At 40.6% G+C, this 23,963-nt stretch carries 25 protein-coding genes, 1 pseudogene and 1 riboswitch; of the genes and pseudogenes, 20 read left to right on the top strand and 6 right to left on the bottom strand.

Going from position 1 to position 23,963, the window contains the following annotated elements; translation table 11 throughout:
- Positions 1–257: 257 nt before the first annotated feature.
- Positions 258–827 (bottom strand): annotated as a pseudogene (locus tag BUB93_RS11465) (IS3 family transposase); the annotation flags it as partial.
- 147 nt (positions 828–974) lie between these two features.
- On the bottom strand, positions 975–1,427 hold the full coding sequence (locus BUB93_RS11460; protein WP_073269802.1) for a transposase: 453 nt from the start codon (positions 1,425–1,427) through the stop codon (positions 975–977).
- Between the two features lie 200 nt (positions 1,428–1,627).
- Here BUB93_RS11460 and BUB93_RS04025 point away from each other — a divergent pair, with 200 nt between their 5' ends.
- The 10 genes from BUB93_RS04025 to BUB93_RS03985 all read left to right on the top strand — a co-directional run bounded on the left by BUB93_RS04025 (position 1,628) and on the right by BUB93_RS03985 (position 9,949).
- A complete protein-coding gene (locus BUB93_RS04025; RefSeq protein WP_200789413.1) occupies positions 1,628–2,389 on the top strand; it encodes a class I SAM-dependent methyltransferase in 762 nt (253 codons plus the stop codon).
- 65 nt (positions 2,390–2,454) lie between these two features.
- Positions 2,455–2,607 carry a hypothetical protein gene (locus BUB93_RS11415; protein WP_200789410.1) on the top strand — a complete coding sequence of 51 codons (153 nt, stop codon included), beginning with the start codon at positions 2,455–2,457 and terminating at the stop codon, positions 2,605–2,607.
- A gap of 95 nt (positions 2,608–2,702) precedes the next feature.
- Positions 2,703–3,308, top strand: a complete 606-nt coding sequence (locus tag BUB93_RS04020) for a DUF502 domain-containing protein (RefSeq protein WP_073269801.1) — start codon at positions 2,703–2,705, stop codon at positions 3,306–3,308.
- Between the two features lie 92 nt (positions 3,309–3,400).
- Entirely contained in the window at positions 3,401–4,381 is a 981-nt protein-coding gene (locus tag BUB93_RS04015; protein ID WP_242945338.1) for an alpha/beta hydrolase, read from the top strand.
- A complete protein-coding gene (locus BUB93_RS04010; protein WP_073269800.1) occupies positions 4,368–4,817 on the top strand; it encodes a DUF3788 domain-containing protein in 450 nt (149 codons plus the stop codon). The genes BUB93_RS04015 and BUB93_RS04010 overlap by 14 nt, the downstream gene beginning before the upstream one ends.
- 214 nt (positions 4,818–5,031) lie before the next feature.
- Positions 5,032–5,976, top strand: a complete 945-nt coding sequence (nikB, locus tag BUB93_RS04005) for a nickel ABC transporter permease (RefSeq protein ID WP_073269799.1) — start codon at positions 5,032–5,034, stop codon at positions 5,974–5,976.
- Complete coding sequence (nikC, locus tag BUB93_RS04000; RefSeq protein ID WP_242945334.1) at positions 5,977–6,846, top strand: nickel transporter permease; 870 nt, start codon at positions 5,977–5,979, stop codon at positions 6,844–6,846.
- Between the two features lie 11 nt (positions 6,847–6,857).
- A complete protein-coding gene (locus tag BUB93_RS03995; RefSeq protein WP_073269798.1) occupies positions 6,858–8,408 on the top strand; it encodes an ABC transporter substrate-binding protein in 1,551 nt (516 codons plus the stop codon).
- A complete protein-coding gene (locus tag BUB93_RS03990) occupies positions 8,405–9,190 on the top strand; it encodes an ABC transporter ATP-binding protein (RefSeq protein WP_073269797.1) in 786 nt (261 codons plus the stop codon). Before BUB93_RS03995 ends, BUB93_RS03990 begins: the two co-directional genes overlap by 4 nt.
- Before the next feature lie 3 nt (positions 9,191–9,193).
- Positions 9,194–9,949 (top strand): ABC transporter ATP-binding protein, encoded by a 756-nt coding sequence (locus BUB93_RS03985; RefSeq protein ID WP_073269796.1) that lies wholly within the window; start codon positions 9,194–9,196, stop codon positions 9,947–9,949.
- A gap of 55 nt (positions 9,950–10,004) precedes the next feature.
- Here the strand turns inward: BUB93_RS03985 and BUB93_RS03980 are convergent, their stop codons facing one another.
- Genes BUB93_RS03980 through BUB93_RS03970 form a run of 3 tightly spaced genes read right to left on the bottom strand, consistent with a single transcriptional unit; the run spans position 10,005 to position 11,659 of the window.
- Positions 10,005–10,232 (bottom strand): thioredoxin family protein, encoded by a 228-nt coding sequence (locus tag BUB93_RS03980; protein WP_073269795.1) that lies wholly within the window; start codon positions 10,230–10,232, stop codon positions 10,005–10,007.
- A gap of 35 nt (positions 10,233–10,267) precedes the next feature.
- The gene (locus tag BUB93_RS03975; protein WP_084116939.1) at positions 10,268–11,275 is read right to left on the bottom strand and encodes a permease; all 1,008 of its coding nucleotides are present in this window, start codon (positions 11,273–11,275) and stop codon (positions 10,268–10,270) included.
- 36 nt (positions 11,276–11,311) lie between these two features.
- Positions 11,312–11,659, bottom strand: coding sequence for an ArsR/SmtB family transcription factor (locus BUB93_RS03970; RefSeq protein WP_073269794.1), 348 nt, complete (start codon positions 11,657–11,659; stop codon positions 11,312–11,314).
- Positions 11,660–11,856: 197 nt separating this feature from the next.
- Between BUB93_RS03970 and buk the strand changes: the two genes are divergently transcribed.
- Genes buk through BUB93_RS03945 form a run of 5 tightly spaced genes read left to right on the top strand, consistent with a single transcriptional unit; the run spans position 11,857 to position 15,560 of the window.
- Entirely contained in the window at positions 11,857–12,942 is a 1,086-nt protein-coding gene (gene buk, locus BUB93_RS03965; RefSeq protein WP_073269793.1) for a butyrate kinase, read from the top strand.
- Between the two features lie 15 nt (positions 12,943–12,957).
- Positions 12,958–13,206 carry an indolepyruvate ferredoxin oxidoreductase subunit alpha gene (locus BUB93_RS03960; RefSeq protein WP_073269792.1) on the top strand — a complete coding sequence of 83 codons (249 nt, stop codon included), beginning with the start codon at positions 12,958–12,960 and terminating at the stop codon, positions 13,204–13,206.
- Complete coding sequence (locus tag BUB93_RS03955; protein ID WP_073269791.1) at positions 13,199–14,269, top strand: 3-methyl-2-oxobutanoate dehydrogenase subunit VorB; 1,071 nt, start codon at positions 13,199–13,201, stop codon at positions 14,267–14,269. Before BUB93_RS03960 ends, BUB93_RS03955 begins: the two co-directional genes overlap by 8 nt.
- A complete protein-coding gene (locus BUB93_RS03950) occupies positions 14,266–15,012 on the top strand; it encodes a thiamine pyrophosphate-dependent enzyme (RefSeq protein ID WP_073269790.1) in 747 nt (248 codons plus the stop codon). The genes BUB93_RS03955 and BUB93_RS03950 overlap by 4 nt, the downstream gene beginning before the upstream one ends.
- A gap of 2 nt (positions 15,013–15,014) precedes the next feature.
- Positions 15,015–15,560, top strand: a complete 546-nt coding sequence (locus tag BUB93_RS03945; protein WP_073269789.1) for a 2-oxoacid:acceptor oxidoreductase family protein — start codon at positions 15,015–15,017, stop codon at positions 15,558–15,560.
- Here BUB93_RS03945 and BUB93_RS03940 read toward each other — a convergent pair.
- Entirely contained in the window at positions 15,557–17,035 is a 1,479-nt protein-coding gene (locus tag BUB93_RS03940; RefSeq protein WP_073269788.1) for an alpha-amylase, read from the bottom strand. The genes BUB93_RS03945 and BUB93_RS03940 overlap by 4 nt on opposite strands.
- Positions 17,036–17,219: 184 nt before the next feature.
- Between BUB93_RS03940 and BUB93_RS03935 the strand changes: the two genes are divergently transcribed.
- The 5 genes from BUB93_RS03935 to BUB93_RS03915 all read left to right on the top strand — a co-directional run.
- Positions 17,220–18,902, top strand: coding sequence for a GGDEF domain-containing protein (locus BUB93_RS03935; RefSeq protein WP_073269787.1), 1,683 nt, complete (start codon positions 17,220–17,222; stop codon positions 18,900–18,902).
- A gap of 152 nt (positions 18,903–19,054) precedes the next feature.
- Positions 19,055–20,119 carry an inorganic phosphate transporter gene (locus tag BUB93_RS03930; RefSeq protein ID WP_073269786.1) on the top strand — a complete coding sequence of 355 codons (1,065 nt, stop codon included), beginning with the start codon at positions 19,055–19,057 and terminating at the stop codon, positions 20,117–20,119.
- A gap of 3 nt (positions 20,120–20,122) precedes the next feature.
- A complete protein-coding gene (locus tag BUB93_RS03925; RefSeq protein WP_073269785.1) occupies positions 20,123–20,755 on the top strand; it encodes a DUF47 domain-containing protein in 633 nt (210 codons plus the stop codon).
- A 157-nt stretch (positions 20,756–20,912) separates the two neighbouring features.
- Entirely contained in the window at positions 20,913–21,971 is a 1,059-nt protein-coding gene (locus BUB93_RS03920; RefSeq protein WP_073269784.1) for a DUF5050 domain-containing protein, read from the top strand.
- 109 nt (positions 21,972–22,080) lie between these two features.
- Positions 22,081–22,164, top strand: a riboswitch (cyclic di-GMP riboswitch).
- Positions 22,165–22,279: 115 nt separating this feature from the next.
- A partial coding sequence (locus BUB93_RS03915; RefSeq protein ID WP_159432057.1) for an InlB B-repeat-containing protein occupies positions 22,280–23,963 on the top strand: 1,684 nt, incomplete at its 3' end.

Genomic DNA, 23,963 nt, shown 5'->3' with positions numbered 1-23,963 from the left:
TGTGCTTCTTGGATAATTCCTTGCATAAATACAAATTATAGACAAAGCACGGATTTGGGAATTATCCCTTCTCCGTGTTTTTGCAATTCAATATTTATTCAGACTTTTAAAATTGTATTTTAATGAGATTTGTTTTTATACATTAGTTTTTGTATTACTTCTTCAAGAAAAATAAAAAATATAGTTCTTGATTTGTTTTTGGTAATCTAGAAGTGCAATAATAATAAGGGCATGCGGATGTTTTTTTGGACTCTTTTTTAGACAATACCAAGACTTTTCCGGTAAGCAATTATGCTCTTACCCCCAAGTTTCATTTTGACTCTGTCATTATTGTACCATTTTAAATACTGATCAAGTATTCTAATGAAGTCTTCAATGGTGACATTCCTCCATTTGCAATTGTAGAACATCTCGTTTTTGATTCTGCCAAAAAATCCTTCGCAAGGAGCATTGTCAGGGGTGTAGCCTTTCTTTGACATGGATCGCTTCAGTCCAGCTTTTTCTATTAAGTGAATCCAATCTGGCCAACGATAATGGCTTCCCCTATCAGAGTGAATAATGGGAGTTTCTCCTTCAACCAAAGTAGTTATTGCTGATTCAAGCATACTAGTAGTCAACTCAGCATCAGGATGATTGGATATGCTCCACTGAACTACCTTTCCATCAAAGCAATCTATGATTGGTGAAAGATATACTTTCCCTGCGGGTAGCCTGGATTCGGTAATATCTGTCAGCCATTTACTGTTTGGCTTATCTGCAGTAAAATCGCGTTGAATTATATTATCAGGTGCTGGTGAGAGTTCACCTTTGTAAGAGTTGTATTTTTGGTTTTCTTTGTTTGTCAGATTGGCTAGACTGATGCCCGGTTCTTTTTTAAATGTATCTATTTCATCTTTAAGCTTGTCTTTAGTTAAATTTAGATATATATTCATTGGTATGTGCAACTCCTCTTGAAACAGTTCTCTTTTCTAATTCTAAAGTGTCTCTCGGTTAACGTTATGGAGTTCTGCAACAACCGTAGCACTTTCTTTTCGGAAGTAGAGTTCAGAGACTGCTTTTAATTTATGCTCCTGAGAATATTGTACATTACTTCTACCTATTTTTTTCTCTTCTGGAGCAATTTCAGCTACCCATTTTCTAAGTGTTTCTCTTGACGGATATCCCAATGCTTTGACTGTCCTAGAACAATTTTTACCTCTTTCAAGGTAATATTCAATAGCAATGCCAATCTCTTCTTCAGTGTATCGAGGTTTCATTTTACATGGATCCTTTTCAGTACCATCAAGTAGTTGTTGTTGGTATTCAGCATACCATTTTTTTAGTGTTCTATAGTTCGGATAACCTAAATCTCTTATTACACCAGCTATACACTTATCGTATTTTAAATACAGATGTATCGCTCTGTTTCTTTCTTCTCGGGAATACATAGACACCCTCCTAAACTATTTTGTCCAAGATTTTGTCCGCATGCCCAAATTGCATTTACATATTGCCAAACACACGTAACCCTAATATCATATAGTATGAAATATGCTATAATTATTATAGAAGCTTGTATTTAGATTTTTGACTTCTGAGAAAGATGTCGCTTCAGGCTAAAAGGGGTATTAAGGGAGGAAAAATTATTATGAAGCAGTGGTATGAAAAGCTTTTTGAAAACTATGCAGATAATTACGACAAGGAAGTTTTCACTCAAGGCACGTTAGGAGAATGCGATTTTATTGAAGAAGAAATCGCCTATGACAAATCCCTTAAGATAATAGATGTGGGTTGTGGCACGGGCAGACATGCCATTGAGCTTGCAAAAAGAAGATACGACGTAACGGGAATCGATTTGTCTGATAACCAACTTGATAAAGCCAGGGAAAAGGCATTGTCAGAAGGTCTGAAAATCGATTTTTTTAAGCACGATGCCAGAAACCTGCCCTATGAAGACCAGTTCGATCTTGCCATCATGCTTTGTGAGGGAGGATTTCCTTTAATGGAAACAGATGAGATGAATTTTGAGATACTCAAAAACGTCTCGAATTCACTTAAGAGCTCTTCAAAATTTATCTTTACGACTCTAAACGGTTTGTTTCCGATATTTAATTCCATAGATGATTTTCATGAAACAGGAGCTGCAGAAGATGGTGCTAAATATAAAAGCAGCGGTTTTGATCTGATGACTATGAGAGACTACAACGTAACTACATTTACAGATGATGACGGGGTCGAACATGAATTGAAATGCGATGAAAGGTACTACATGCCAAGCGAGATAACCTGGCTTTTGAAGTCTTTAGGCTTTAAAAAGGTAGATATATATGGTGCAAAACTGGGAGCCTATTCGAGAGAAGACAAGCTTAGCATTGAAGATTATGAAATGCTTGTAATTGCAGAAAGATAATAAATCGCAAAATTAGGAGCACTAAATAATTATGAGATATAAGAGCAGATAAGGAGATGACCGTGGTGAAAACATTTGAATACAAATGCGTATGTATTTGGGGGCTTGGAGAAAGCACGACTAGAAAGCTAAACGAATATGGCAGGGAAGGCTGGGAACTTGTCGAAGTAGTTTGGTGCTGGCACTACTTTAAAAGAGAGTTGGCTGAAAAGTTTTAATAAAAGATTGTAGCATTAGTATATTGAAAACAAAAATAAATAAGAGTATCTCTACGACCATTAGCGAAACTCTTATAATACGAGGACGATGCAACATGAAAAGAATGAGGCAAATATTTATAAGAGGTCTGTTTTCTCTATTGCCGATAGCTGCGACGATATACTTGATACAAATAATGTTTAGCTTCATGGATGATATTATCGGGAGGCACATAGAAAGCTTATTTGGCATATCAATTCCGGGAATAGGAATTTTCATTACGATTATTTTGATTATGATAACGGGCACTCTAGTCTCAAACGTTGTAGGTGAAAGACTGTTTCATCACGGAGAAAAGTTGCTGCACAAAATCCCAATAGTTCCGAAGGTCTATTTTGGGATTAAGCAGATAATAAACGCCTTCACTCTCGAGGGGAAGAATATATTCAACAAAGTAGTCTTGGTCGAATATCCAAGGAAGGGAACATATGTAGTAGGATTTTTAACAGGTGAAAGCGGCGGGGAGATACAGCAAAAGACTGAAGCAAAGCTTATGAACGTTTTTATACCTACGACTCCAAACCCCACATCCGGGATGCTTGTGCTGGTGCCGAGTGAAGAGGTGACCTATTTGGACATGTCCGTAGAGGAAGGCTTGAAGCTGATAGTAAGCGCCGGGGTGGTAGTGCCCGAGGAGCTAGGTGGATCATATCAATCATAAACAATTTTTTAATAGGATCCACTACGGCATCGACGAGAAATGGAAACAACAGTCAAGATAATATCGACCTTTCATAAATAGAGGAGATGGGAATGATGATGAGTTATCGCGAAGAAAATGTAGCTATACAGGGTAAATACCAGTTACAGGGAACTCTTGAAATCCCTATAGGAGAGGGACCTTTTGACGCAGTATTAGTGATAGCGGGTTCTGGCAGCGGTGACAGGGACGGGAATTTCAAAGCTGGAAAACTTTTCCCTAATATTTACAAGAACGTTGCCAACTATATCAGCAGCCTGGGGTTCATCACTCTAAGAGTAGATAAAAGGGGATGTGGTGAAAGCTCAGGGAATTTTCTGGAGACCGGTTTGTTCGATCTTGTAGATGATATACTTTCGAGTATTGAATATCTTAAGAACCATCCTTTGGTTGAGAAGGTTATTTTATTGGGGCACAGCGAAGGAGCGACTTTGATTGCAGCTGCCAACGCAAGATGCCCCGTAGATGGACTTGTTTTTCTTTCGGGAGGAGCAGAATCATTGCCTGATGCCCTCGTGAGGCAAAGAGAATTGGCTAAGAATGAAATTGTGAACATGAAGGGCTTTAAGGGCATTATAACGAGGTTGCTGAAAGTCGACGAAAAGGTTGAGAAGCAGGCTAAGAAACTTAATGACAAGATTATGGCAAGCAATAAAGATGTCATAAAATATCAATTCCAAAAAATTAATGCAAAATGGTTTAGAGAGCACTATCAATATGATGTTTTTGAAGATTTAAAAAAAGTCGAGTGTCCATCACTTGCAATAAATGGAGATAAGGATATTCAGATTACTCCAGATAAAGCTCATGATTTGTCATCATATGTAAAAGGGCCAGCTTGCACCCATGTAATTGAAAATATGGACCATTTGCTTAAAGAAGTAGACAAGGAAGCACCTATTTTAAGTGCAGCAAAGGCATACAAGGAAAATCAGGATAAGCCTATGCACCCGGTGCTGGAACTAAGGCTAAAAGAATGGTTAGAGATGTACTATCCAAACGAGGTTATAGGAGGCAGCCATGAAGTGGAATGATAAATTTGATTCTGATAATGTCCCTGACATAGAGGATATCAGAAGGTTCATAGGCGATAAAGCCGGCTTATGGGACGATTTGACTGACTACTTAAGGGATACTTATAAAGTTAGACCGGATTTTGACTACAGCCGGTGTTCAGCTCAGCCCGGTTGGAATATAAAATACAAAAGAAGCGGGAAATCACTGTGTACAATATATCCGATGGATGGGTACTTTATCGCATTAGTGGTAGTAGGCAATAAGGAAGAAGAAACCGTAAAAGATCATTGCAATGAGGGATTGTTTACTCCCTATGTGTCTGAACTGTACAAAGCCACAGGTTTTTCAGCAATGGGAAAATGGCTGATGATAAAGGTGACAAATCGAGAGATACTTGAGGATGTGAAGAAATTGGTTGGGATAAGAATAAAGCCACAAAACCTCCAAGAGTGATCTCAAACCGCTTGACATGGTTATAACAAAACTTTATAATTATACATACATATACAAGCTATGAAAGCTTGATCGCAGATATCTGCAAGGCTTGCACCATCGGTGCATGTTTTTTGTAGTTTATGGGATGAAACCAGGAGGTTGCCGTTGATTGCAATCTCTTTTTTTTGTAATCAACACTCGATGTTAAACTACAAGAGAGGATTCCTTTTTAGTGAAAAAATTTATATTCAAACGATTGATTCAAATCATACCCATTATACTGGGGATTACATTTTTGTCTTTCGCCTTGATGCATACTGCTGCAGGAGATGCAGTGGATACCCTTTATGACAGCAATTCCAGTGGGGTTTCAGAACAAATCAAGGAAGAGAGGAGAGCGGAACTAGGGTTAGACCAGCCATTTATGGTTCAATATTCTAAGTGGCTAAAAGGGGTTTTAACAGGAGATATGGGGATTTCTTATATTTCGGGAAAACCGGTATTTGAAACCTTCATATCAAAATTGCCGGCTACGGTTTATTTGATGCTGACGTCAATAGTTTTAACCTTGCTTATAGCTGTTCCCCTTGGAATTCTAGCAGCGAGGAATCGAAACCGACTGCTGGATTACAGTATCCGGTTCTTAAGCTTTATGGGTAACTCGATGCCGAATTTTTTCGTATCACTTTTGCTTATATATTTTTTTGCATTGAAGTTAAAGATCCTTCCTGTAATGGGATATGGCAGCAGCCCTTTGGTGAGCGTGATTTTACCTACATTGACGCTAACTATATCCATGGCATCAAAGTATTTGCGCCAAGTAAGAGTTGCGGTATTGGAAGAAATGAACAAGGATTACGTTTTAGGTGGAAAAGCTCGTGGAATACGAGATAATGTGATTTTTTATCGCAGCATCCTCAAAAGTTCAATGCTGACTATAATAACGCTGCTGGCGCTATCAATAGGATCATTGCTTGGCGGAACGGCAATCGTCGAATCCATATTTATGTGGGACGGCGTGGGTAAATTAGCGGTGGATTCTATAACCATGCGTGACTATCCTATGATACAGGCCTATGTCATATGGATGTCATTTATTTATGTGGCAGTAAATCTAATCGCTGATATGACTTATCAGTATTTGGATCCTCGCATCCGCTTGAATCAGGAGGATTAGATGAAAAACACAAATGCGATGGAAGTTTCATCAAAAGGATATTTAAATATCAAAAAAGGGAAGGCAGCTTGCTTTAAGCTTTATTTGTTGTGCGCCTTAACGGGGATTCTGCTTTTGGTTACATTTTTTTCACCTCAATTAGTTCCATACGATCCCTATGAACAGAACTTATCTGAAGCGCTTCAAGGACCAAGCAATGCCCATTTGCTTGGTACAGACCGTTTCGGCAGGGACATGTTCTCTAGGATATTGGTTGGGGGGCAGACCACTATACTTACTTCCCTGTTGCTTGTAGGCATAATAACTTCTGTAGGTACGATTGTAGGCGTTGCTTGTGGGTACAAAGGCGGTAAATTCGATTCGTTTATTATGCGTATTTCCGATGTGTTTCTTGCTTTTCCCGGCATGGTTTTTGCCATAGCGGTTGCATCCGTGTTGGGAGGCGGCATCATGAACGCTGTAATTGCTCTGGCATGCATTTCTTGGCCAAAGTACGCAAGACTGGCAAGAGGGCAGGTTCTATCGGTAATGAGCATGCCTTTTATATCTGCAGCAAGGTTAAGCGGATCGAATTCGATGAAGATAATAATAAAGCATATTTTGCCTAACATTTCAGGAACGATACTGGTAACAGCATCCCTTGATATCGGAACGATAATTATGGAGCTGGCAGGCTTATCCTTTCTTGGACTAGGGGCAATGCCCCCAATTCCAGAGTGGGGTTCGATGATGTCAAACGGAAGGAGCATGCTGCAAACATCCCCGTGGACGGTTTTAGCACCCGGATTTGCCATATTTATAACTGTAATGTTGTTTAACTTGCTGGGAGATACCCTTAGAGATGTATTTGATCCAAAAACTAAAATATAAGGAGTCTTGACATGAATAAAAGATATAGGATTTTCAGTTTGTTTATTACCTCCATATTGGTTTTGACGATGTTGTCCGGTTGCGAAAATACGGGCTCGACGTCACAGGAAAAAACCTTTAATTACGGAACGATGGCCTATGGAGTGGCTATGGGAAATACAGGTTTAAATCCACATGAAGGATACAGCGGGTGGTCAACAATCAGATACGGGGTAGGTGAAACCCTGTTTAAGTTTAACGAATCCATGGAATTAGAACCTTGGTTGGCAACCGATTATGAACAGATTGACGAGTATACGGTTAGAATAAACTTAAGGGAGGACGTGACATTTTCTAATGGAAACAAGATGACAGGAGAGGCTGTTAAGGACTGTCTGGAAAATTTAATAGCAGTTCACGATAGAGCGCCTTCAGATCTTCAAATCAAATCCATAGAAGCAGATGGACAAAGCATCACGATAACTTCTAATATCAAGGTACCCGGATTCGTAAACTACCTATGTGACCCATATGGCGCGATAATTGATATGGAAGCTGGAGTTACTGAAGATAAAAATGTCGTGGGGACAGGCCCATATATTGCCACTAGAGTCACCGATACAGAAATCAATTTGACATCCAATGATAATTATTGGGATGGAGAAGTAATTGTTAATAATATAAATGTAAAAAGCATCACAGATGGAGATACATTGACAATGGCGCTTCAAAGCGGCGATATCGACGCAGCACAAGGGCTTCCCTATGTAAGCCTTCAATTGTTTCAAGATGACCCGGATTATACGATCAGTTCTACCAATACCTCCAGACTGTATCAGGCAGCTTTAAACTTTCGGTCTGAATTGATCCAAGATGACGCAGTGAGAGAGGCCATGGCTTTGAGCATGGATAAGGAAGGTTTTACAAGCGTTCTCCTTCAAGGAAACGGATCTCCTGCAATCGGGCCATATCCGGCAAACTTCACCTTCGGCGGAGATGCGTTAAAGGCTGATGAGTACGACGTTGAAAAAGCCGGGGAGATTCTTGAAAATGCAGGCTGGATAGATTCTAATGGAGACGGGATACGTGAAAAAGATGGGAAGAGATTGACAATAAGGTGGCTTACATACACCTCAAGGCAAGAGCTTCCGCTATTGGCAGAATCAGTTCAGGCAACGTATAAAGAGGCGGGAATCGAGGTGTTGGTAAATGCTACGGATAACTTTAGGGACTTTCTCCAATCTGGAGAATACGATGTATATGCAAGCGCCTTCGTCTCTGCTCCAACCGGCGATCCGCAGTACTACTTCACCACCCACGTTGTAGACGACTCGGATTACAACAGGGGGCATTATCATAATGACAATGTAGAAAAACTGGTAGAGCAGTTGAGAGACGAGTTCGATACTGAGAAAAGAAGCGAGCTTGCAGTTAAAATTGCACAGCAAGTACTGGATGACCGTGCATATATCTACGCGTCACATTTAAAGATGTCCTTTGTAATGAGAGAGGGGGTTGCCGGTTTTATTGCACATCCATCGGACTATTATGAAATCACTTCAAAACTGGATATATATAAATGACCAAGCCATTATTTGAAATGCGTCAAGTCGAAGTGAGCTATAACGGGGAACCTGTGGTTTTTGATATGAATCTAAAACTTGACAAAGGAGAAGTACTGGGAATCGTTGGAGAATCAGGCAGCGGAAAAAGCACTCTGGCGAAGGCAGCCATGGGTCTTTTGGGAAGCGAAGGCAGCGTAACCAAAGGAAGCATCATCTTTAAAGGAAACACTCTATTGGATATGTCCAAGGAGTCTTTAAGACGGTTAAGAGGACCCCATATGGGGATGATATTCCAAAACTGCGAAAGTGCGCTGTGCCCTCTTCGAACAATTGGCGATCAATTATTTGAGGCTTTGCAGGAGCATGGGCAAAGGAATCGTAAAGATGCCAGAGAACAAGCACTTGTGATGTTTAAGAAAATGAATTTGCATGATGGTAACCGGATCTTAAAAAGCTATCCTTTTGAACTTTCCGGCGGAATGAATCAAAGAGTGGGGATTGCCATGGCGATGATGTTTAAACCGGAGCTGCTAATTGCCGATGAGCCCACCTCGGCACTAGACGTGATATCACAAGCCAAGGTCGTTGAGGAAATAACCAGTTTAAGGGAAGAATATGGAATATCCATGGTTATTATCACCCACAATATAGGACTCGTGTCTAAGATTGCCGATAAAATAGCCGTGATGCACCAGGGACGACTTGTGGAATATGGTGATGCTGGCGCTGTTATAAATAATCCCAAAGAAGACTACACACAAAAATTGATTCAGTCCGTACCAAGAATCAGGAAAGGGTAAGGAATGATACCTGTACTGGAACTTAAGAATATCCATAAAAGCTATCGCAGAAAAAACAGCACTGTGCAAGCAGTCAAGGGCGTGGAGTTTAAGATTTTTCCCGGAGAGTGTCTTGGACTTGTAGGTGAAAGCGGCTGCGGCAAAAGCACTCTTGCAAAACTCATAACAGCATCTGAGTCTGCAGACAGAGGAGAAATTTATATTAAAGGCAATAAAATACTTGAAGGAGGTAAAAACTCACATAAGATGATTTGCGAAACGGTGCAGATGGTTTTCCAAGTACCTGTAACCTCATTTAACCCGAGACAAAGGCTTGGAAACAGCATTATGGAGGGTATGATAAATCGTGGGATCGGTAAAAAAGAGGCTCGTGATAGAGCTGGTGAATACTTGGAAATCTGCGGGCTTGCGAAAGAGTACGCAGAAAGGTATCCTCATCAAGTCAGCGGAGGAGAATGCCAGCGAGCGTCTTTTGCAAGGGCGATAGCGGTAAATCCAAGCCTTCTGATCTGCGACGAAGCAACCAGCGCCCTGGATGTTACGATACAGGCTCAAATAATCAAGCTGATTGGAAAACTAAAAAAAGAGAACAATACTGCGTACCTGTTCATCAGTCATGATATAGCGGTGGTACAGGAAATCTGCGACAGGATGATTATCATGCATCAAGGCCAGATCGTGGAAGAAGGTAGGCCGGACGAAATAATATCAAACCCGAAGAATGAGTACACAAAAATATTGATAGATTCTTGCTTGTAATAAAAGACCCCCAATCCTAACCTCTATTCTAACTAAAGGGTGGATTGGGGGTTTCTTAAAATAGTTTTTGGATTTCTGCAGGCTTTAATACCTTGCCCGTGCTCTTAACCTCGCCATTTATTACAAGTGCAGGAGTGTTCATGACACCGTATTCCATGATGTCTTTTAAATCCTCCACTTTTTCAATGCTGGCTTCTATGTTGGCGGCTTCAAGTGCTTTTTTTACATTTTCCTCGAGTGTTTTGCACTTTTTACATCCTGTTCCTAAAACTTTGATTTCCATTTCATATCCCTCCTAAATTTTTATAGATATTAGTTTTAATGAAGTATTAAATTGAAAAAATATCCTACAAGAATTATTCCTGAGCCTGTTATGATGATAAATACTGCCAAGAGCTTCGGCTTTATTACTTTTCTAAGAAGTATCATGGCAGGCACGGACATGGCGGCAACCGACATCATAAAAGAAAGCGCGGTGCCCATTCCCATACCCTTGGCTATTAGGGCTTCAGCGATTGGTATAGTTCCGATGACATCGGCATAAAGTGGAATCCCAATGGCAACACCTACAAGAACGGCAAAGGGGTTGTCAGGACCTGCGTATCTTGTCAATATCTCTTCCGGAGCCCAACCGTGTATTGCAGCACCAAGACCAATTCCGATCATCAGATAAATCCAGACATGGCTAACTATGCTCTTAACTTCTTCAACAGCATATTCAACCCTGTCTCTTTTGGTCATTTGTTGTATTTCAACTTCCTTTGAAGATATCTCATAGACATAGCCTTCGACTTCGTTTTCAAGGTTAAGCTTGCCTATCAGGGTACCCCCGATAATTCCTATTAAAACACCCATCAGTATATACAAAGCCACGACTCTCCAGCCAAATGCCGCCAACAGAACCACTATTGCCCCTTGATTGATCAGAGGAGAGGTAATAAGAAACGAGAAGGTGGCACCCAGTCGTACGCCGCTCTCTACAAAACCTATGAAAATAGGCACAGATGAGCATGAACAAAAGGGTGTGACGGTGCCAAGGAGCGATGCCATGATGTTTCCCTTTATGCCACCGACTTTTTCAAGCATTTTCTTAGTCCGTTCCGGAGGGAAGTAGCTTCTCACATATGATATTATAAATATCATTATACTAAGGAGCATAAGAATTTTGATTACATCGTAAATAAAAAAATGTATCGCTGAACCAAGCTTCGTCTCCATAGACAAATTAAATACGTTTTCTACCAGTGATTCTGTTAAATTGTAAAGCCATTCAAACTTAAGCATGCTTGTGAGCAAGCTCCATGCGTCGTTTAAAAATTCAAGCATTTTTCTCTACCTGCCTTTGTATTTTATGTTTTTGAATTAATTTGCAAAGTCCTTGACCTGGATGTATCTGTCCACATCGTTTAACCTTTCTATGTCGTTCATTATGGTTTCATCAGACTTTAAGTTGTCAAAAGTTATATTAAGGATATCGGTTAAACCGATATTTGACGTATCCAAGGAGTAGAAGGAAAGCTTTTCTTGTTTCGTGACCGTTACCAGTCCTAAGTCCCTCAATCTACCAAGGTTTTTGGATATTTTTGGTTGTGTCTCATCCATTATCGCCTGAAGCTGACATACGCATAGGGTTTTTGAATTTAGAAGCAGCAAAATTCTCAAACGGGTTTCATCAGATAAGATCTTGAAAATATTAGTCATTGCGTTCATATGAACACCTCACATTCACATCATGCACATATACACATATATGCATATGTACATGATAAATCAAAAAGATAGACTTGTCAACTTAAAACAAAAAGAACCGCTTCTTTGTTTTTAACCTTGCAATGAGTATGTATTTTCAATCAGGGGTATCAAATATAAGAGGCTTGTATACAAATAAATTGCCTTGGAGGAATTTTATGTACAAGATATTGGTTATTAACCCGGGATCCACATCCACAAGATTGGCGTTGTATGAAGAGGGAATAGAGCTTTTCAGAGAAAAAATAAATCATCCTAAGGAAGAGTTGAACGTCTACAAAAGCGTTATGGAACAGTGTCCATTAAGAAAAGATGCAGTGATCAATATGTTAGACAAGTGGAAAGTGCCAATCAATGAATTGGCGGCAGTAGCGGGAAGAGGAGGCACTTTGAGGCCTATTAAAAGCGGAACTTACATTGTCAACCAACGCATGATAGAAGACTGTATAAGGGGCGTGGGCGGCCATCATGCTTCAAACCTAGGTGCTGTTATTGCCAGCGAGATTGCCGCTAAGGCTGGTATTCCGGCTTTTGTGGTGGATCCACCGGTAGTCGATGAATTAGGTGAGCTTGCCAGGATAACGGGCTTGCCTGAAATAAAAAGAAAAAGCAGGTTTCATGCCTTGAACCAAAAAGAGTGCGCTAAGGCTGCAGCCAATGAACTAGGCAAGAGCTATCAAGAAGCTAGAATTATCGTAGTTCATTTGGGCAGCGGGATTTCAATAGGAGCCCATATTTGCGGTCAGGTGGTAGATGTCAACGACTGCTATGATTCGGAAGGGCCGATAATGCCGGAAAGGGCTGGAACTTTGCCGGCTGGAGATCTCGTCAAGATGTGTTATTCCGGCAAATTCACCTTGGAAGAGATGCAAAAAAAGCTTACCGGAAAAGGCGGAGTATATGCCTATTTAGGGACAAGTGACATGATAAGCGTCAAGGGGAAAGTTAATCTAGGGGATAAGGCGGCAAAGCTCTTATACGACGCCATGGCTTATCAGGTATCGAAATTTGTGGGGGCGCTATCAACGGTTCTTGAAGGTAATGTGGACTGCATCGCAATGACAGGTGGACTGGCTGGTGACGATGATTTTATAAAGATGGTATCTTGCAGGGTAGACTGGATAGCTCCGGTGAAGGTTTATCCAGGAGAAATGGAAATGGAAGCACTGGCAAAAGGTGTGCTTGAGGTTTTGCAAGGAGCTGTAGAAGCAAAAATTTACTGTGATGATTCTATAATTGATTAAAGGTCGGGGGTAGATATGAGCGCAAAAAGATTCAATGTCATTATTGATCAGGAAAGGTGCAAGGGATGTGGGTTGTGCTTAAGATTTTGTCCGGCAAGCATTTTGAAAATAGACACAGAGAAGCTTAACAAAAAAGGATATCATCCCTCCTCGGTGATTAAGATGGAAAGGTGCCTCGGATGCGGCAACTGTTCAGTCGTATGTCCAGATGCAGCCATAACGATTCAACTTTTAGAAGGCAAGGAAGGTGGAGGTTATGAGTGAAAAGCTAATGAAGGGAAATGAAGCTCTAGGTGTTGCTGCAATCATAGGGGGTTGCAGGCATTATTTTGGATATCCCATAACTCCACAAAGCGAATTGATGGAATGCATGGCAAGAAGGCTGGATAAAGTGGGAGGAACCTTTCTTCAGGCAGAAAGCGAAGTTGCCGCAATCAATATGGTTTATGGTGCTGCGGCTGCAGGAAGCAGAGTCCTTATATCATCCTCTTCTCCCGGGATCGCGTTGATGCAAGAGGGCATAAGCTATCTGGCAGCAGCTCAGCTTCCCTGCGTAATAGTCAACGTATCAAGAGGAGGGCCGGGGCTTGGAAACATACAGCCTTCTCAGGCAGACTATTATCAAAACACTAAAGGGGGAGGAAACGGAGATTATAGAACTATCGTATATGCCCCTGAAAGCATACAGGAGGCGGCTGATATAATGATAAAAGCCTTTGACATCGCAGACAGGTACAGAAATCCTGTTATCATTTCCGCAGATGGCATGCTGGGGCAGATGATGGAGCCTGTTGATTTGATGACTCCGGTAAAAGAAAAAAGGGCTGAAAGCAAAAGTTGGGCTCTAACGGGAACCAGAGGGAGGAGAAAAAAGAATATAATAACTACCCTTTATCTAAATGCTGAGGAGCTGGAAGGCAAAAATAAGGAACTAAAGAAAAAGTACGACCTGATAGAAAAAAATGAAACCAGATACGAGCTGTACAATATGGAAAAGCCTGTTTTTATAGTAGCAGCCTATGGCACGACGGCTAGGATCGTTAGGAGTTCTATAGAAATTTTGAAAAACGAAGGGTTAGCAGTCGGACTCATTAGACCAATATCGCTGTGGCCTTTCCCTCATAAAGCCTTCGAAGGGCTGCCAGATGGGGTCAAGGGAATCGCAGCCATTGAAATGAGCATGGGTCAGATGATAGATGATGTAAAAATTGCTAATAATGGCAGACTACCTGTTTTCTTTTATGGCAGAACCGGAGGCATGGTGCCAACCCAGGTAGAAATAGCAAAATGGTTGAAGTGCGTTATCGAAGGAGTTGAAAACAATTGAAGACGATATACAGTAGAACTAGAGGGTTGACTGATAGAGACACCATATTTTGTCCGGGTTGCACTCATGGCATCATACACCGAATAGTCGGCGAAGTTCTTGAAGAGATGGATCTCATAGAAAATGCGATTGGCGTATCGGCAGTTGGATGCTCTGTTTTTGCTTACGATTACTTTAACTGCGATATGATAGGAGCGGCCCATGGAAGGGCTCCCGCTGTGGCGACTGGTATTAAGAGGGTCCATCCTGATTCGGTAGTGTTTACTTATCAGGGAGACGGGGATCTTGCTTCAATAGGAACCGCAGAGATAGTCCACGCCGCAGCAAGGGGAGAGAAGATTACCACGATTTTTGTAAACAACGCCATTTACGGAATGACAGGAGGGCAGATGGCTCCTACTACGCTGATTGGTCAGAAGACGACAACCACACCTAAAGGAAGGACTATTGAAGGTTTTGGAAGTCCCATCAGAATCAGCGAGATGCTGTCTACTTTGGAGTGCGCGGCTTTTGTGGAACGAGTTGCGGCTAATAGCCCCGGCAACATAAGAAGGGCAAAGGTGGCTATAAAGAAAGCTTTTGAAGCACAGATAAAAGGCGCTGGGTTTTCAATTGTAGAAGTTTTATCCTCTTGCCCAACAAACTGGGGAATGAAACCTGAAGAAGCTCTCAAGTGGATTGAAAGCACTATGATGCCCTACTATCCTCTGGGTAATTTTCGAAATTGGAAAGAGGGTGATTGAATATGTATGAACATAGGATAATTTGCTCCGGGTTTGGAGGTCAGGGAATACTTTCCATGGGAGAGGTTCTGGCATATGCCGGGATGAGTGAAGGCAGGTTCGTGTCTTGGCTTCCCTCTTACGGTCCTGAGATGCGGGGAGGCACTGCAAATTGTCAGGTAATAATATCCGAGGAAAGAATAGCATCTCCTATTATAGTAGAAGGGACTTCAGTTATCGCGATGAATCTTCCTTCACTGAGAAAGTTTGAAAAGTCTCTGGATAAAAAAGGGGAACTCTTAATTAACAGTTCCCTGGTAAAAGAAAAAACAACGGATAAAACAGCTAAGGCACTATATGTTCCTGCCACTGAAATTGCCAGAGACCTCGGCAACGAAAAAGTTGCTAATATGGTCATGATGGGGGCTTTGATACAAAGAACAAAGTGCCTTCAGCCAAATTCGGTAAAGAAATCCTTAAAACAGGTGTTTGAAAATTTGAGCGAGGAGCTATTTGATTTAGATGTAGAAGCCATAAAAAGGGGAAGGGACTATGTATCAGGACTTTAACACTTTGCAATCCATACAGACATTGATCTGCCGGGGCATGGAAAGGTCCCTTCTCCGTTTTTATTAGTTTTGACAGACTCCGTGATGTGCTCTGTAAGATCAATGAATGAAGTGTTTTTTGCACCGGTTTTAACGAATAATGAGCCTTCATCCCCATTGCTGATGACGACGACCATGCCGCAAGGGTGGTCGCGATCACCTGTACGAGCCCAACCTATGCAGTTTGGGTGTTCAAAATAATCAATTTGATTTCCATATGCATAGTGGCGCCTTGCATGCAAAAATTTGTCGATCAACCACTTGTGGCTAGGCAGCTCTATCTGATGGATTTCACCTTTATAATCGGCATCTGCATAATTAGCGCCGTAATAATCTGCTGTAAATACGCAGGGGTATCCGTCACGCCTTAAAAGTGTAAGAGCATAAGCTAGCGGAGTAAACCAGTGTTCAACCACGGATTCTAATGCTTGAAGGGGCTGTGAATCGTGATTGCTTACGAAGGTCACTGCGAGATCTGGTCGATCTTTTATGAGCGTATTGTCAAAGATCTGCCTCAAGTCGTATTCCTTGCCTTTTACGCTTGCATCTGAAAAATTGTAATGGAGATTGACATCAAATAGCATCAGTTTCTCTTGGGTATTTTCGATAAACCTGTCTTGGGCGCCTCTGTCCCCAGACCAGTATTCGCCAACAGCAAAAAGTTCCTTGCTTGTATGAAGCTGCATCTGATGGAGCCAATGCCTAAAAAAGTCTGCCTTGACGTGCTTTACGGCGTCGAAACGAAACCCGTCAACGCCGGTGGTGTCAAGGTACCATTTCCCCCAATGTATGAGCTCCTCTATAACGTCTTGATTGTTCATATCAAGGTTGCAGCCCATCAAATAATCAAAGTTTCCCTTTTCTTCATCCACCTGCTCGTCAAAGCTTTTATCTTTAAATAAATATATAGCATCCGTTTTTTCGTTTAACGCATTGTAATCCACGGCATTAAAGTGCCACCAGTGCCATTTTAGAGAAGAATACATATCATTTCGGCCTGGAAAAGTGAAGTTTGTCCAGACTCTTATCTTTTGCATCTCGCCGATAGGCTTGTGGCGATCGTCATGGCTATACGGCCTGGCTTCGAGCTCTTCTTCCCGGTCCGCACCCATCTTGTGATTGAACACTAAATCTGCGTATACTTGAAGATCATGTTCGTGGCAAGCGTCAATTGCTTTTATATATGCTTCTTTTGTGCCGTATTTAGTCCGTATGCTGCCTTTCTGGTCGAACTCTCCAAGGTCGAATAAGTCATAAACCCCGTAGCCAACGTCCATTCCCCCTCCGACGCCTTTATATGCAGGAGGAAGCCAAAGGGCGGTAAAGCCTGCTTGGGAAAGGTTCTTCGCCTCGCGAGATAGGGTATCCCAAAGACTTCCATCATCTGGGGTATACCAATGAAAAAACTGAATAATGACGCCATTAATAACTGACATGTCAGATCATCCTTTCTTTATAGACAAGCTGTCAGGATAAGATATGCGATAATCATATACTGTGATACTATCTATTATTCCCCAAAAGCTTATGATTTAAGCTGTGTTAATAATTTTTTATAGAAATCAAGATAGTCAAGTGGTAGAATAATAGAAAACAAATGGACATTTGGGAGACTCGTTGATGAAGCCTATTAACAAGAGCAAGCTTATTACTTTAGCATTTGCCGCATTTTTAATAGCCGCTTTCGTGTTTATAAGCGGTTATTTTGACGATGAAAACTATAGGATAGTTAAAGGCGATGTTGTCTTGCTTGAACAGGAGTGGAATGTATATTATGAGGATAAATCAATATTAAATACATATTTGCCTATAGATCTGGACTTGGACTCCGGGGTGTTATACAAGGCGGAAACATACTTGCCGGAAGACACGTCCCGGAAGGATCATTTATTGTTGCGATCTTCAATGCAGGACATCGTAGTATATCTAGAAAATATAGAAATTTATCGTCATGAAAACTCTTCCTACGGCGTGTTTGCCAAGCCTCCAGCTAGCCTTTGGCTATTGGTGGATCTGCCGGAAGATTACCAGGGGAAAAAGCTCACCCTTGATGTAACAAGCGAGGTATCCGCCTTTGGTGGGATGTTGAACGAAGTTAAAATGGGGCGAGCTCAGGATCTGCTGTATGATCTGATAAAAAGTCAATTTACAGGAATTATCGTATTCGTGATTTTATTTCTGACAGGATTTATAATAACGATATTTTCTATCTTTATTAGATTTGCAAAAGACAACAGGCTGCTTTATCTTGGGTTTTTATCTATGTCTGCTTCCGTGTGGATACTATCCGAAGCCAAGCTGATGCAGTTTTTTACAGGGAATCGGTTTGTGATTGGCGGGATAAGTTATGTCATGATTCCTTTGATAGGAGTGTTTTTATCGTTATACATAAAGGAAGCAGTCTTGAGTCAGCATATAAGCAAGAGACTGATTAAAGGAATCTCCTTGGGACAAGCACTGATGATTTTAGGAATTGTATTGCTTCAACTTGCAGGACTGAGAGCTTTCATAGACACTGCAAGATATATGAACCTTATAATGAGCATTTCAATTTTGATGATAATATCGATAATGATTTACGAGTTTGAAAGACACAGGAATAATAATGTCAGGCGCATGTTTAAATACACTGCTGTAATTGTTATTAGCACGGCCCTTGAAATTGCAGCATTTTATAACAATCTATTTGAATACACATCTACTTTTTACAGGATTGGAATGCTGATTTTCATAGGGTTATTAATATATGATGCATATATATATCTTAAGGAAAATCTCGAAAAAAACAAAGAACACGTTCTATTGGAAAAGCTTGCCTACAAGGATTTTCTCACTGGAGGGGGCAATAGGTCAGCCTACGAACGGGATTTGGAGAATCTGAAAAGCAAGAAAAAGATAGATCCATTTAGATTGGTTATATTGGACTTAAATGACCTGAAATACATTAACGATACATTTGGACATAATGTGGGTGATGATGCGATCAAGGCGACATACTATTTGGCAAAAGAAGCATTCCAAGGTTTTGGAGAATGCTATCGAATCGGCGGGGATGAATTCATCGTTTTAATGGATAAGCCGGATAAGGATATATACAAAAGATGTATGGAGAATTTAAGGTTGGGTCTTAATAAGAAAAAATCAGAATCATCTTATCCAATCGATGTTGCAGCAGGCTCGGGTGTTTATATGGAAAACAGCTGGAGTAATTATTCCGAATTTTATCACCATGTAGATCAAAACATGTATTTAGATAAAACGAAAAGAAAAACAATTTCCACAGAAGCGGTTATGGATACATGAAATGAATAATAGATGTTATAAGTTGCTGCAATCAAATATTGGTTGCAGCGATTTTTATGATTTTATCCAGTAGAATCTAATAGTGATAATGTAAAAAAAGAAGGGTATATATAACCCAAAGATAAAACTAATGCTTATTCCGGGAGGACAAAGTGGATATAACCATTTATGAATTTGCTGGTGAGATGTTAAGGAAACCGGAGCTTTTTATAACAGTTATTTTAACCCTGGGAGTTTTTCTCGTTAACGGATGGACGGATGCTCCAAACGCAATAGCAACCTGCATAACCACCAGGTCATTATCACCGGTAAAATCAATAGTGATGGCTGCTGTATTAAACTTTTTAGGTGTGTTCATAATGATGCTAATAAATTCGAAGGTAGCCCAAACCATATATTTGATGGCAGATTTCACTGGAGATTCCAGAAGCTCGCTGATTGCATTGTGTGCGGCCATGTTTGCAATTATCATCTGGTCAACTATGGCTTGGCGGTTTGGAATGCCCACAAGCGAAAGCCATGCATTGATCGCAGGCATATCCGGAGCTGCTATTGCTCTGCAAGGGGGGCTTTCAGGGATAAATTCATCCGAATGGATAAAGGTAATTTATGGTCTGTTGTTTTCCGTGGGTGCTGGATTTTCCCTTGGATTTGGCATAAGCAGAATAATACAGAGGATATTTAGATATAGCGAGAGAAGAAAAACAACTCCAAAGTTTAAAAAAGCTCAAGTGGCAGGAGCAGCAGCGATGGCATTTATGCATGGTGCTCAGGACGGACAGAAATTTTTAGGAGTTTTCATGTTGGGGATTTATTTATCTAGAGACTTGGGGATGCAAGGAGAATTCGATGTTCCCGTTTGGATAGTATTGGTTTGTTCTATAATGATGGCTCTGGGCACTTCCATAGGTGGAATAAGAATAGTGAAAACTGTAGGCATGGATATGGTGAAATTAGAACCCTTTCAAGGGTTTGCTGCAGATTTGGCAGCATCCATTGCATTGCTTGCATCATCGATCTTTGGTTTTCCGGTGAGCACTACTCATACAAAAACAACAGCCATTATGGGAACAGGCATATCTGTGAGGTTTTTTTCTATAAATTGGAAAGTAGCAAAAAATATGGTTTATACTTGGATTTTGACGTTTCCGGGTTGCGGGTTAACAGGGTTTTTAACGGCGAAATTATTTTTATCTCTTTTTGCGAAAGGAGGATAGGATATGACGATTTTCAAGAAAAAAGATAGATACGACTACATAAGAGCCTTTGACGATATGTCGAAATACTCCATAGATGCTGCAGGATTTCTGCACCGTATTCTTAAGAATTTCGATAAGGAATCACTTGAGGAGCAGGTTGTAAAAATGCATGAAATTGAAAAAGCAGCAGATATGAAAAAAAAAGAAATGCTGGAAAACCTCATATCTGAATTTCTTCCGCCAATAGACAAAAGCGATATCATAGATCTGTCTCACAAGATTGACGATGTTACAGATGAAATCGAGGAAGTTTTGGTGGCGATATATACCTTCAATATTTGCGAAATCAGGCAAGAGGCTTTGAAATTTTCAGAAATGATACTTGAAGCCTGCGAAAATATGAACTTGTGCCTTGTGGAGTTACAAAATTATAAAAAATCCAAGACGATTTTTGACTATATAAGTAAAGTCAATAGCGTCAAATCAAAGGCTGAAGTCATATATAAGACATCGATTTCGAATCTTTATAAGATGGAACAGGATCAATTTCCTATTTATGAATACACTGAGGTCTATAAAAAAATGAGAAGATGCTACCTTTACTGCAAAATGGTTACCAACACAGTGGAGCAGATAGTTGTAAAGTATCTTTGACAGAATAATAGCAAGTGATGACAAAAGCGCTTTAAATGTGACAGACCAAGTCATTGCCAAAATAAATAGATGTGTGGAATTCTAAGTTTGAATTTCGTATAATTTTATTGTTAAGACTTGCTTAAAAATTCAATTAACTTCGAGAGGATGTTTGGTGATGACCAGAAAGTATCAATTAATAACAGTGATTTTTTTAATGATATCTCTTATTATGACAGGGTGTGGGGGAAATTCGGACAATGCGGATAGAAATGGTAAGAATAGAATAAATAGTAATGAATCAAATGTGGCTTTGAACCTTGCAGGGACTGGAAATACTCCGGCAAATCTTCTCCACGATGGGATGGCGGCAGAATATGAAGGTTATATATATCACATTGATAAGATGATAAATGGCAACCTATGGAGAACAAGTATAGATACCGGGGAAAGCGAGCTTCTGCTAAAGGGCATGCTTCATGACATAAACGTAAATGGGGGTGCAGTTTTCACACTTGGTTCAATACCTGATCCTAATGATGAAATGCTGAGCCTATATGGGTTGTTTAGAATAAATATGGATGGGAGCAACTTGACCATCATAAAAGAAGGAAGCTTCGAAGAACTAATATTAAAAGATGATTATTTGTACTTTACAGAGATCATTGATGGAGGGCTTTACAAAATTAGATATGATGGGAGCGAGGAGAAGAAACTCCTTGATGATATTTACGATAATGTAGCAATCATAGACGAAAATATTTATTTAATGTCCGATTTGGATGAAGAATATGTTATGAATATATACAAGTTGGATCTAGAGGGAAGAGGACAGCCTGAAAAAGTAATAAATGATGTTTTTGGAGGCACTTTTGACGTTGTTGGAAATGAAATATTCTATATAGCTAGAGATAATACTAGCAACATTTACAGATATGATACATTGACAGGAGAGAAGGAGTTGTTTTTATCAAAGTGGGTGGATTACTTGAACACTGATGGCGAGCATCTGTATTATTTTTGGTCAGGCAGACGTCAAGACAATTCAGACTCTGGTGTTTACAAATCATCGTTAGATGGTTCAGGTGAAGAAATGATAATGCCGGCCGATGTGTTTTTTAGCTTAAACATTGCAGGTGGCAAGATGTTTTGGCACAACAACGATGATGAAAGGCGGATATCAGTTATGAATCTTGATGGCTCTAATATAGGATTTATAGAGCAAGCAGGAAATTAGCCGAAGGAGTTTGTTTTAATATATGAAATAATTCAATTAAGTATTAATTGTAAATGATAAAGCGTTTACAAAATATAGAATCTAGAATATAATTAGTGTAGTAAGAAAGCGTTGTTATGGAAGCACTGACTCTAAGGGATTATTTGGACGCTTTGCCCTTAGGAGAGCTGGTAGCGTAACCGACCATTTAAGGTCGGTTTTTTTGTTGAATGATATTTATGGATTAAGTACGGAGGTGATAGATAAAAGGAAACAAATAAGAAGGATACGCGTTTAGCAGTCACCATGTTGCAAGGGAGGGAATGAATATGTTAAAAAGGCATTTGAAAAATTCATTTAATCTCCTATTGGCAGTCGCAATGATTTTTACATTAATATTGGCTTCTGTGGCTGCCACAGGGGTGACGACAATTGAAGGGAAGAGCTCTGGAGTACAAGTGACGTCCAGTAGCGCATTGACGATATCGCCTGAAGAAATTGAATTAGTAGCGGGGGGAGAATCGGCCACTCTTACACTTACAAGCACAATTCATCCAACTGTGCAAAATGCCAAATGGAGTTCAAGCAATCAGTCGGTTGCAACAGTGAACAAAGGAGTAGTTACCCCGGTATCTCCTGGTACTGCCGTAATAACAGCGACGATTTCATCGGATAAAAGTCAGTATGCAACATGTTTTGTTACAGTTTTATCTCCTTCGACTATATACTACAGATTGACATACTCAGCGGGAACAGGGGGATATGTACTGGGAGAATTGAGTCAGACTGTTAATCAAGGTGGAAGCGGAACAGCTGTCGAGGCTATTCCAAATGAAAATTATCATTTTGTCGGCTGGAGTGATGGGAGAGATGATAATCCTAGAACTGACGCAAATGTAATGGCAAATGTCGACGTAGCAGCCAATTTTGCAATAGATAATCAAGAAACCTACTTATTGACTTTAGCAGCAAATCCAAAAGAAGGAGGTACAGTCACGGGTGGTGGCAATTATGCTCCTGAAACAACAGTAAGAGTTGTGGCAGTACCAAATTCCGGTTATGATTTTGAATACTGGACTTTGGAAACAACTCCTGTTAGCAATAGTGCGACCTTCGATTATACTATGCCTGCATCTGATACAACGTTAGTTGCAGTATTTAAAACTGCGGAAAGTAGCTCAGTAATGGTATCGCCAACAAGCATGATATTGACGGTAGGAGGTGAAGACGGAACAATAGCGGTCACTCAAAATCCGTCACATCCAACAAACAGAAATATCAAATGGAGCTCAAGCAACACGGGAGTCGCAACAGTGAACAACGGTGTAGTGAGAGCAATTTCACCCGGTGTCGCAACCATAACCGCTTCTAATTCATCAGGGAGTGGGACTTGTCAGGTTACAGTAAATCCGGCACTTCCAAAATTGTTTGTGGTGACATTTTCGGATCCCAGCAATGGAAGCATGACTGCTTCAGTTGAGGGGGCTTTAATAAGTAGCGGCTCATCTGTAACTGAAGGAAAGGATATATTATTTACAACGGTTCCAAATCTAGGGCATGAAGTTTCCTCTTGGAGGGTAAACGGAACTGTGGTAGCAGGAGAGACTGGCCTAACTTACACATATAGAAACCTAGACCGAAATATTGCAGTTGAAGTGATGCTCAAAGAACCTGATCTCAAGGTAGCAAGCGTAGCCAGCGTATCCACGAAATACGTAGACTATGGCACCCCATTTGGGTCAGTGGGCTTGCCATCAACCATAGAAGCTACCTTAGAAGATGGAAGCAAGACAAATCTCGGAGTGACCTGGAGCAAGGGAAGCTATGACGAAAACGTAGCCGGAACGTACACAGTGGAGGGCACCCTAACCATGAAGACAGGTGTCGTGAATCCTGATGGAGTGAAGGCTTCGGCACAGATAGTAGTCAATGAAAAGCCTGATCTCAAGGTAGCAAGCGTAGCCAGCGTATCCACGAAATACGTAGACTATGGCACCCCATTTGGGTCAGTGG

Origin of the sequence: Alkalibacter saccharofermentans DSM 14828 (genome assembly GCF_900128885.1) — a bacterium.
Lineage (GTDB): Bacteria > Bacillota > Clostridia > Eubacteriales > Alkalibacteraceae > Alkalibacter > Alkalibacter saccharofermentans.
This window is presented reverse-complemented; position numbering and strand designations above follow the sequence as displayed.

Bases quoted from the DNA above. Each gene is read 5' to 3' on its own strand.
- BUB93_RS11460 (WP_073269802.1), bottom strand. From the start codon at position 1,427: ATGTATTCCCGAGAAGAAAGAAACAGAGCGATACATCTGTATTTAAAA.
- BUB93_RS04025 (WP_200789413.1), top strand. From the start codon at position 1,628: ATGAAGCAGTGGTATGAAAAGCTTTTTGAAAACTATGCAGATAATTAC.
- BUB93_RS04020 (WP_073269801.1), top strand. From the start codon at position 2,703: ATGAAAAGAATGAGGCAAATATTTATAAGAGGTCTGTTTTCTCTATTG.
- BUB93_RS04015 (WP_242945338.1), top strand. From the start codon at position 3,401: ATGATGATGAGTTATCGCGAAGAAAATGTAGCTATACAGGGTAAATAC.
- BUB93_RS04010 (WP_073269800.1), top strand. From the start codon at position 4,368: ATGAAGTGGAATGATAAATTTGATTCTGATAATGTCCCTGACATAGAG.
- nikC (WP_242945334.1), top strand. From the start codon at position 5,977: ATGAAAAACACAAATGCGATGGAAGTTTCATCAAAAGGATATTTAAAT.
- BUB93_RS03995 (WP_073269798.1), top strand. From the start codon at position 6,858: ATGAATAAAAGATATAGGATTTTCAGTTTGTTTATTACCTCCATATTG.
- BUB93_RS03990 (WP_073269797.1), top strand. From the start codon at position 8,405: ATGACCAAGCCATTATTTGAAATGCGTCAAGTCGAAGTGAGCTATAAC.
- BUB93_RS03985 (WP_073269796.1), top strand. From the start codon at position 9,194: ATGATACCTGTACTGGAACTTAAGAATATCCATAAAAGCTATCGCAGA.
- BUB93_RS03980 (WP_073269795.1), bottom strand. From the start codon at position 10,232: ATGGAAATCAAAGTTTTAGGAACAGGATGTAAAAAGTGCAAAACACTC.
- BUB93_RS03975 (WP_084116939.1), bottom strand. From the start codon at position 11,275: ATGCTTGAATTTTTAAACGACGCATGGAGCTTGCTCACAAGCATGCTT.
- BUB93_RS03970 (WP_073269794.1), bottom strand. From the start codon at position 11,659: ATGAACGCAATGACTAATATTTTCAAGATCTTATCTGATGAAACCCGT.
- buk (WP_073269793.1), top strand. From the start codon at position 11,857: ATGTACAAGATATTGGTTATTAACCCGGGATCCACATCCACAAGATTG.
- BUB93_RS03960 (WP_073269792.1), top strand. From the start codon at position 12,958: ATGAGCGCAAAAAGATTCAATGTCATTATTGATCAGGAAAGGTGCAAG.
- BUB93_RS03955 (WP_073269791.1), top strand. From the start codon at position 13,199: ATGAGTGAAAAGCTAATGAAGGGAAATGAAGCTCTAGGTGTTGCTGCA.
- BUB93_RS03945 (WP_073269789.1), top strand. From the start codon at position 15,015: ATGTATGAACATAGGATAATTTGCTCCGGGTTTGGAGGTCAGGGAATA.
- BUB93_RS03940 (WP_073269788.1), bottom strand. From the start codon at position 17,035: ATGTCAGTTATTAATGGCGTCATTATTCAGTTTTTTCATTGGTATACC.
- BUB93_RS03935 (WP_073269787.1), top strand. From the start codon at position 17,220: ATGAAGCCTATTAACAAGAGCAAGCTTATTACTTTAGCATTTGCCGCA.
- BUB93_RS03925 (WP_073269785.1), top strand. From the start codon at position 20,123: ATGACGATTTTCAAGAAAAAAGATAGATACGACTACATAAGAGCCTTT.
- BUB93_RS03920 (WP_073269784.1), top strand. From the start codon at position 20,913: ATGACCAGAAAGTATCAATTAATAACAGTGATTTTTTTAATGATATCT.